This is a genomic window from Planctomycetota bacterium (genome assembly GCA_035574235.1).
In the GTDB taxonomy this organism is placed as follows: Bacteria; Planctomycetota; MHYJ01; order MHYJ01; family JACPRB01; genus DATLZA01.
Window position 1 is genome coordinate 1 of record DATLZA010000023.1, and the last position, 8,454, is coordinate 8,454.

Genomic DNA, 8,454 nt, shown 5'->3' on the forward strand with positions numbered 1-8,454 from the left:
GGGCGTTCGGATTCCCGGGAGCGCCTGCGCCGGCACTTCGAGGTGGACGCCGAGCACGTGGCCTACGCGGCGCTGGCCGAGCTGGCGCGCAAAGGGCGCTATCCCCGCAAGGATCTCCCCAAGGCCCTCCGGGAACTGGGCATCGACCCCGACGCCCCCGATCCCGCCACGGCCTGATTCCGCGCCCGCCACCGGACGGCGCCGCCATTCTGACATCCGCTTCGGATCGGCGGAGGAAGTAAATCTAACCCATTATCCCCCATAGGGATATTCCGCCCTTCTCGCGTCACCCTGGCACGGATCTTGCAATCTCCTTCGAAGGAAGGAGAAATCTGGATGTCGTTGGACAAGCTGACGGAAAAGAGCCGGGAGGCGCTGCAGGCGGCCAACACGTTGGCGGAGCGCTGGACCCATCCGGAGATCGAGCCCGAGCATGTGGGGGTGGCGCTCCTGGAGCAGGCGGACGGCACGGCGGCGCCGCTTCTTCAGGCCGCCGGGGCCGACCCGCAGCGCGTCAAGCAGGACTTCTCGCGCGAGCTTTCCCGCTTCCCGCGGGTCGAAGGGGACGTCCAGGTGGGGCTCTCGCGCCGCACGCAGCGGCTTCTGCGGGAAGCCCAGCGGGAGGCGGAGTCGCTCAAGGACGAGTACCTCTCGACGGAGCACTTCCTTCTGGCGATGGCGCGGGACTCGGACGGCGTGGGGACGATCCTTCGCAACGCCGGCGCCACGCACGACAAGCTCCTTTCCGCGCTCGCGCGGGTGCGCGGCCAGCGCCGGGTGACCGACCCGAACCCCGAGGCCAAGTACCAGACGCTCGCCAAATACTGCCGGGATCTGACGGAGCTGGCGCGCCGGGGCAAACTGGATCCCGTGATCGGACGGGACGAGGAAATCCGGCGCGTCATGCAGATCCTGTCCCGCCGGACCAAGAACAATCCGGTGCTCATCGGCGAGCCGGGCGTGGGCAAGACCGCGATCGTCGAAGGCCTGGCGCGCCGGATCGTCGAGGGGGACGTCCCGGAGGGTCTCCGGGACCGGCAGGTCATGGCGCTCGACATGGGGCTGCTCGTGGCCGGGACGAAATTCCGGGGCGAGTTCGAGGAGCGTCTCAAGGCGCTGATCAAGGACGTCGTCGATTCCGAAGGGCGCATCATCCTTTTCATCGACGAGATCCACACCGTGATCGGGGCCGGCGCCGCGGAAGGGGGCGCCCAGGACGCGGCCAATCTTCTCAAGCCCGCGCTCGCCCGCGGGGAGCTGCGCTGCATCGGGGCCACGACGCTCGACGAATACCGCAAGCACATCGAGAAGGACGCGGCCCTCGAGCGGCGTTTCCAGCCGGTCTTCGTGGGGGAGCCCACGGTCGAATCGACGATCGCCATCCTGCGCGGCCTCAAGGAGCGCTACGAGGTTCACCACGGCGTGCGCATCTCCGACGACGCGCTGGTGACCGCGGCGGTCCTTTCCCACCGCTACATCTCCGAGCGGTTCCTGCCGGACAAGGCGATCGACCTCGTGGACGAGGCGGCGGCCCGGCTGCGCCTGGAGATCGACTCCATGCCCGCGGAGCTCGAGGCGGTCACGCGGCGGATCATGCAGCTGGACATCGAGCTGGCCGCCCTCCGGAAGGAAACGGAACCCTCGGCCCGCGAGCGCCTGACCCGGATCGAGAAGGAGCGCGCCGAGCTCTCCGAGAAGGCCGCCAGCCTGCGCGCGCGGTGGGACGCCGAGAAAAACGCCGTCCGCCGCCTCCGCGAGATCAAGGAGAAGCTCGAGCAGGAGCGCACCCGCGCGGAAATCCTTCAGCGTCAGGGCGAGCTCGACAAGGTCGCCGAGATCCGCTACGGCGTGATCCCCTCGCTCGAGAAGGAACAGGAGGCGCTGCAGAAGGAGCTCGAGAAGATTCAGGGGGACCGTCCCCTCCTCAAGCAGTCCGTCGGCGCCGAGGACATCGCGCAGGTCGTCTCCCGGTGGACCGGCATCCCCGTGTCCCGCATGATGGAGACGGAGCGCGAAAAGCTCCTCCGCATGGAGGAGCGCCTGGGCCGGCGCGTCATCGGCCAGGAGGAAGCCGTGCGCGCCGTTTCGGACGCCGTGCGCCGCTCGCGCGCGGGCCTGTCCGACCCCCAGCGCCCCATCGGGTCGTTCCTCTTTCTCGGACCGACCGGTGTGGGGAAAACGGAACTCGCCCGGGCGCTGGCCGAGTTCCTCTTCGATACCGAGGAGGCCATGGTCCGCCTGGACATGTCCGAGTACATGGAGAAACACACGGTCTCCCGCCTCCTCGGGGCGCCGCCGGGCTACGTGGGTTACGAGGAGGGCGGCACCCTCACCGAGGCCGTGCGCCGTCGCCCCTACTCCGTGGTCCTCTTCGACGAGATCGAAAAGGCCCATCCGGACGTCTTCAACGTGCTCCTGCAGATCATGGACGCCGGGCGGCTCACCGACGGCCAGGGCCACGTCGTGAACTTCAAAAACACCATCGTCATCATGACCTCGAACGTCGGCTCGGACATCCTGCAGGAGGGCGGCCGCCGCGAGGACGTGCTGGCGCTCCTGCGGACGCGCTTCCGGCCGGAGTTCCTCAACCGGATCGACGAGATCGTCGTCTTCCACGCCCTCACGCCGGAGCACCTGCGCCGGATCGTGGATCTCCAGCTGGAGCAGGTTCAGCGGCGCCTGGCGGAGCGGCGGATCGAGCTCGAGGTCGCCCCCGCCGTCCGCGACGCCCTCGCCCGCGAGGGATACGACCCGCAGTACGGGGCGCGGCCGCTCCGGCGGCTGGTCCAGCGCAAGATCCAGAACGCGCTGGCCGCCCAGCTTCTGGAGGGACGCTTCCGGGACGGGGACCGCATCCTCGTCGAGCTCGACCCGAAGGGCGAATTCCGCTTCGTCCGGAAGGAAGGGACCGCGGCGGCTTAGAACTCGTCCTCGACGAGCTGGACGTCGTAGGTCCGCGCGTAGAGCTGGAACCCCATCGACCGCGCCAGGGCCACGGCCGCCTCGTTGGCCTCCGGCGTGCGCCACTGGGCCACGAATCCCCGCCCGAGCGCGTCCTGCGCGGAGGCGCTCACGACGGCCTTGGCGTGGCCCCTTCCCCGATGCGCGGGGTGGGTGATCACGCCGATGTAGGCGAGCACGTTCCCCATGACGACGTAGCCCGAGACCGCCACGAGGTCCGCGCCTCGGAAAAGCCCGAAGAGAGGCTTGCGGATCTGAAGGAGCTTGGACTGCTTCCAGGCCAGCTCCCCGCATCCTTCGGCCAGCCGCTCGATGGCCGGCTCGTCGGCATCCCCGAGAAGCCGCGCCTCCCCGGCGGCCGGAGACGGCCGGAAGTCCGTCCGATCGGCGATCCCGAGCCAGGCGGGCCCGGCGACCTTGTCCCGGCTCACGACGAAGACGCGCGCGAGAAACGCCGGATCGAAGGCGCGCTCCGGCGGCGCTTCCCGGAGCTGGGCGCGCTCGATTTCCGGCACCGTCTCCGGAACCGAAACCACGAGGCTCGGCCCGCGCCGAAAGGCCAGGGCCCCGTCGTATCCGGCGAGCGCCGCGTGCGGAACCACGCGCGTCCGGGCCGCGGCCAGATCCTCGGGCGCACACCCGAAATACGCGGCCCAGAAGGCGTCCACCCGGCGGAGCGTCTCGGGAGCGGTCATCATTCCTCCCACCGCATCTCGCCCGTGGCGCGCGGGGCCGGGCGCCGCGGCGCCTCGACCGACCCGTTGTCCGAAGGCCCCGGACCGGGCCGGGGGCCGCCGCGCAGCTCGACGCGCTCCACCTCGAAGAGCTTGGCGACCAGCGCGGGCAGGACCTCGGGCGGCCGGGGCTTGCCCGGCGGAAGCGGCGTGAAGGGCTCGAACTCCACCTCCACCTCGAAGGCGTTCCGCTCCGGCACAAGCCTGGCCGACAGGCCCAGCACCTCGTAGCCGCGCCGCCCGATCTGGCCCAGAAGCCGCACGAGCGCCCCTTCGGCCCGCCGCAGCCGGACGTAAAGCGTGTGGCTCATCGGCGCTCCTCGACCAGCATCTCGGCGTTCGACTTCCCCGGAGGCACCAGCGGCCAGACGTTGGCGGCCTGCTCGATCCACACGTGCGCCAGCAGCGGACCCCGCTCGTGGAGGAGGCGGTCGATCGCCCGCGGAACGTCCTTGCGCTCCCGGACGAAGAAGGCCGGGATGCCGAACGCCTCCGCCAGCCGCACGAAGTCGGGATTGTCCGAAAGATCGATCTCGCTGTACTTGCGCGCGAAGAAGAGCTCCTGCCACTGCCGCACCATGCCGAGCGCCTGGTTGTCCACGAGCAGGATCTTCACCGGGATGTTGTAGCGCTTGATCGTGGCCATTTCCTGGATGTTCATCATGATCGAGCCGTCGCCGGTGACGCAGATCACCCGGCAGTCCGGCCGCGCCAGCTGCGCCCCGATCGCCGCCGGCAGGCCGAACCCCATCGCGCCGGTCCCCCCGCTCGTCAGGTGCAGCTCCGGGCGGCGGAACCCGTAGTGCTGGGCCACCCACATCTGGTGCTGGCCCACGTCGCAGGTGACGATCGTCCGGTCGTCGGCCCGCTCGGAAAGCTCCTTGAGCATCGCCGGCATGTACACGCCGTCGCCGGGCGCGTTGTAGTTCCACGCGTACTCCTTCTTGTACCGCAGGCACTCCCGGCGCCACTCCTCGATCTGCGGCAGCGGGAACGAAAGCTCCCGCAGGGCCACGCGGATGTCCCCCACGATCCCGGCGTCCGCCCGGCGGAGCTTGCCCACCTCCGAGGCGTCCACGTCCATGTGGATGACCTTCGCCCCCGAGGCGAACTCCGAAAGCTTCCCGGTGGCGCGGTCGTCGAACCTCGCCCCGATGCAGATGAGCAGATCGCAGTGATGCACGGCGATGTTGGACTGCTTGAACCCGTGCATCCCCAGCATCCCGAGGAAAAGCTCCTCGTCCCAGGGCACCCCGCCCAGGCCCTTGAGCGTGTGCACGACGGGAATGCGCGTGGCCTGGACGAACCCGCGGAATTCCTCGAGCGCCCCGGCCATTCCGACGCCGCCCCCCGCGTAGATCACGGGCTTGCGGCATTCCCGCAGGAGCCGCGCCGCCTTCTCGATCGACTCCCGCGAAGGGGCCGGCGGCCGCCCGTCCGCCGGATCCGGCGGCAGAAGCTTCAGATCCGCCTGCGCCTCCTGCACGTCCCGCGGGATGTCCACGAGCACCGGCCCGGGCCGGCCCGAGCGCGCGATCCGGAACGCGTCCCGCATGACCTGCGGCAGGTCCTCCGCCCGGCGCACGAGGAAGCTGTGCTTCACGATCGGAAGCGTGATCCCGAAGATGTCGGTCTCCTGGAAGGCGTCCGTCCCGATCAGGAACGTCCGCACCTGGCCCGTGAGGGCCACCATCGGCACGCTGTCCATGAACGCGTCGGCGATGCCGGTGACCAGATTGGTCGCCCCCGGGCCGGACGTGGCCACGCAGACGCCGACCCGGCCGCTCGCCCGCGCGTACCCGTTGGCCGCGAAGGCCGCCCCCTGCTCGTGCCGGACGAGAATGTGCTTGAACTTCGCCCCCACGATCGCGTCGTAGAAGGGCATGATCGCCCCGCCCGGGTATCCGAAGATCGTGTCCACGCCCTCGGCTTCGAGAGCCCGGCACACGAACTCGGCGCCTCGCATCGTCGGCATCGCGCCCCGTCCTTTCTCAGGCCTTCACGTTCCGCTTTCGACCGCCTTCGACCTTGCCGGGCGCCGGAGGCTGAAGCCACGACATCCGCGCCCGCAGTTCCCGCCCGACCGTCTCGATCGGATGGCCGAGGTCCCGCTCGAGGAGCTTCTGGTACACGGGCCGCTGCGCCTGATTCTCCAGCACCCACTCGCGCGCGAACTGCCCCGAACGGATCTCCTCGAGGATCCGCTTCATCGACTCCCGCACATGGTCGTCCACGATCCTCGGGCCGCGCGTCAGGTCCCCGTACTTGGCCGTCTCGCTGACGAACTGATGCATCCGGGCGAACCCCCCTTCGTAGATGAGATCCACGATGAGCTTGAGCTCGTGCAGGCACTCGAAGTAGGCGACCTCCGGCTTGTAGCCGGCCGCCACGAGCGTCTCCCAGCCCGCGGCGATGAGCTCCGTCACCCCGCCGCACAGCACCGCCTGCTCGCCGAAAAGATCGGTCTCCGTCTCCTCCGCGAACGTGGTCTCGATGACCCCCGCGCGCGTTCCGCCGAGCGCGTGCGCGTAGGCGAGCGCCCGCTCGAACGCCTTGCCCGTGGCGTCCTGGTGCACGGCCAGAAGGCACGGCACCCCCTTGCCTTCCACGTACTGCCGGCGCACCAGGCTCCCCGGGCCCTTGGGCGCGATCATCGTCACGTCGAGCTCCGCGGCCGGGCGGATCTGGCCGAAATGGATGTTGAACCCGTGCGCGAAAAGCACCATCCCGCCCTTCTTCAGGTTCGGCGCCACGACGTCCCGGTAGAGCGCCGGCTGCTGCATGTCCGGCACGAGCATGCAGACCACGTCGGCCGCCTTCACCGCCCGCGCCGGCTCCTCGGGCTGCCAGCCGTCCTCCTGCGCCTGCGCCCAGGTCTTGCCGTCCGGCCGAAGCCCCAGCGTCACCTCGCAGCCGCTGTCGCGCAGGTTGAGCGCGTGCGCCCGCCCCTGACTTCCGTAGCCGAGAACGGCGATCTTTTTCCCCCGGAGCGCCGCCGGATCGGCGTCCCGCTCCCCGTAAAGCTTAGTGGCCATTCGTTCCTCCATCGAGAAGCCCCACCGGCCGCGTCACCGCCCCCTCCGACGCCGACGCCACGGTGGCCGCATATTTCGCCAATACCCCCCACCGGTAGCGGGGCGCCGGGGGCGTCCACCCCTTCTTTCGCCCCGCCAGATCCGCCGCCACGTCGATCCGCCGCCGCTCCACATCGATCGTGATCTCGTCGCCGTCGCGCACGAGCGCGATCGGCCCGCCCGCCGCCGCCTCGGGCGCCACGTGCCCCACCATGAACCCGTGGGTCGCGCCGCTGAAGCGGCCGTCCGTCACGAGCGCCACGTCCTTGCCCAGCCCCTGCCCCACGATCGCGCCGGTCACCTGAAGCATCTCGCGCATCCCCGGCCCGCCCCGCGGGCCTTCGTAGCGGATGACGACCACGTCCCCGGGACGGATCGTCCGGGCCTGGACGGCGGCGAACGCCGCCTCTTCGCCGTCGAAAACGCGCGCGGGACCCGTGTGAACCCGCTTCTCGTGCCCCGACAGCTTGATCACGCACCCCTCGGGCGCCAGCGAGCCCCGCAGGATCGCGATCCCCCCGGTCTTCTTGATCGGGTCGGCCGCCGTTCGGATCACCTGCTGGCCGGGGGTTTCCCGCGCCTCCCGGGCCTCCTCGAAAAGCGTGCGCGTGCTGGCCGTCCTTTCGTCCTTGAGAAGCCCCGCGTCCATGAGCCGCCGCGCGAAAAGCCGCACGCCGCCCGCCTTGTAAAGATCGGAGGCCACGAACCGGCCGAAGGGCTTCAGATCCGTGAGAATCGGCGTGCGCTCGGAGATGCGGTCGAAGTCGTCGATCGAAAGCTCCACGCCGGCCTCCCGGGCGATCGCCAGGAGGTGAAGCACCGCGTTGGTGGAGCCGCCGCTGGCCATGACCCCCGTGATCGCGTTCTCGAGCGCCGCCCGGGTGACGATCTGGCGGGGGCGAAGATCCTTCTCGAGCAGCCTCATCACCAGCCGCCCCGCCTCGAAGGCCGCCTTCTCCTTCTCCGGATCGGGCGCGGGAATGTCGTTGAGGCCCATGGGGGAAATCCCCATCATCGTCGCCGCCATCGACATGGTGTTGGCGGTGAACTGGCCGCCGCAGGCGCCCGCGCCCGGACACGCGCGGTCCTCGATCGCCTTGAGATCGGCCTCCGTCAGGCGCCCCGCGGCGCACGCGCCGATCGCTTCGTAAACGTCCTGGATCGTGATCGTCCGGCCGCCCAGATTCCCCGGAAGGATCGTTCCGGAGTAGATCATCAGCCCCGGCAGGTTCAGGCGGCACAGCGCCATGATCGCGCCGGGAATGGTCTTGTCGCAGCCCGCAATGCAGACGAGCGCATCCAGCAGGTGCCCCCGCACCGCCAGCTCGATCGAATCCGCCACGACCTCGCGCGAGACGAGGGACGCCTTCATGCCCTCGGTTCCCATCGCGATCCCGTCGGTCACGGTGATCGAGTTGAACTCGAAGGGAGTCCCGCCGGCGGCGCGAATGCCCTCCTTGACCTTCTGGGCGAGCGCCCGCTGGTTGACGCTGCAGGGCGTCACGTCCGTCCAGGTGTGCGCCACCGCCACCAGCGGCCGCTCGAGATCCGCGTCCGTCAGCCCCAGCGCCTTCCACATGGACCGGGCGCCGGCGCGGGACAGCCCCTTCTTGATCGCGTCGCTAAGCATTCCGGGTCTTCTCCAAGGGTTCGCGCCGCCCGAAGGCGCGGACGAACCGCCGCAG

The 8,454-nt window shown here is 70.0% G+C and carries 6 protein-coding genes; 1 reads left to right on the forward strand and 5 read right to left on the reverse strand.

Features of this window, described 5'->3' with window-relative positions; genetic code table 11:
• Positions 1–336: 336 nt before the first annotated feature.
• On the forward strand, positions 337–2,922 hold the full coding sequence (clpB, locus tag VNO22_01890) for an ATP-dependent chaperone ClpB (protein ID HXG60100.1): 2,586 nt from the start codon (positions 337–339) through the stop codon (positions 2,920–2,922).
• On the opposite strand, the gene VNO22_01895 is transcribed toward clpB, so the two are convergent.
• The 5 genes from VNO22_01895 to ilvD are packed head-to-tail and all read right to left on the reverse strand — an operon-like array spanning position 2,919 to position 8,399.
• Positions 2,919–3,659 (reverse strand): GNAT family N-acetyltransferase, encoded by a 741-nt coding sequence (locus VNO22_01895; GenBank protein ID HXG60101.1) that lies wholly within the window; start codon positions 3,657–3,659, stop codon positions 2,919–2,921. The two genes, clpB and VNO22_01895, sit on opposite strands and share 4 nt — an antisense overlap.
• The gene (locus tag VNO22_01900; protein HXG60102.1) at positions 3,656–4,006 is read right to left on the reverse strand and encodes a hypothetical protein; all 351 of its coding nucleotides are present in this window, start codon (positions 4,004–4,006) and stop codon (positions 3,656–3,658) included. Before VNO22_01900 ends, VNO22_01895 begins: the two co-directional genes overlap by 4 nt.
• A complete protein-coding gene (gene ilvG / locus VNO22_01905) occupies positions 4,003–5,670 on the reverse strand; it encodes an acetolactate synthase 2 catalytic subunit (GenBank protein ID HXG60103.1) in 1,668 nt (555 codons plus the stop codon). Before ilvG ends, VNO22_01900 begins: the two co-directional genes overlap by 4 nt.
• 16 nt (positions 5,671–5,686) lie before the next feature.
• Positions 5,687–6,730, reverse strand: a complete 1,044-nt coding sequence (ilvC, locus tag VNO22_01910) for a ketol-acid reductoisomerase (GenBank protein ID HXG60104.1) — start codon at positions 6,728–6,730, stop codon at positions 5,687–5,689.
• The gene (gene ilvD, locus VNO22_01915) at positions 6,720–8,399 is read right to left on the reverse strand and encodes a dihydroxy-acid dehydratase (GenBank protein ID HXG60105.1); all 1,680 of its coding nucleotides are present in this window, start codon (positions 8,397–8,399) and stop codon (positions 6,720–6,722) included. The genes ilvC and ilvD overlap by 11 nt, the downstream gene beginning before the upstream one ends.
• Positions 8,400–8,454: the final 55 nt, after the last annotated feature.

Bases quoted from the DNA above. Each gene is read 5' to 3' on its own strand.
- clpB (HXG60100.1), top strand. From the start codon at position 337: ATGTCGTTGGACAAGCTGACGGAAAAGAGCCGGGAGGCGCTGCAGGCG.
- ilvD (HXG60105.1), bottom strand. From the start codon at position 8,399: ATGCTTAGCGACGCGATCAAGAAGGGGCTGTCCCGCGCCGGCGCCCGG.
- VNO22_01895 (HXG60101.1), bottom strand. From the start codon at position 3,659: ATGATGACCGCTCCCGAGACGCTCCGCCGGGTGGACGCCTTCTGGGCC.
- ilvC (HXG60104.1), bottom strand. From the start codon at position 6,730: ATGGCCACTAAGCTTTACGGGGAGCGGGACGCCGATCCGGCGGCGCTC.
- VNO22_01900 (HXG60102.1), bottom strand. From the start codon at position 4,006: ATGAGCCACACGCTTTACGTCCGGCTGCGGCGGGCCGAAGGGGCGCTC.
- ilvG (HXG60103.1), bottom strand. From the start codon at position 5,670: ATGCCGACGATGCGAGGCGCCGAGTTCGTGTGCCGGGCTCTCGAAGCC.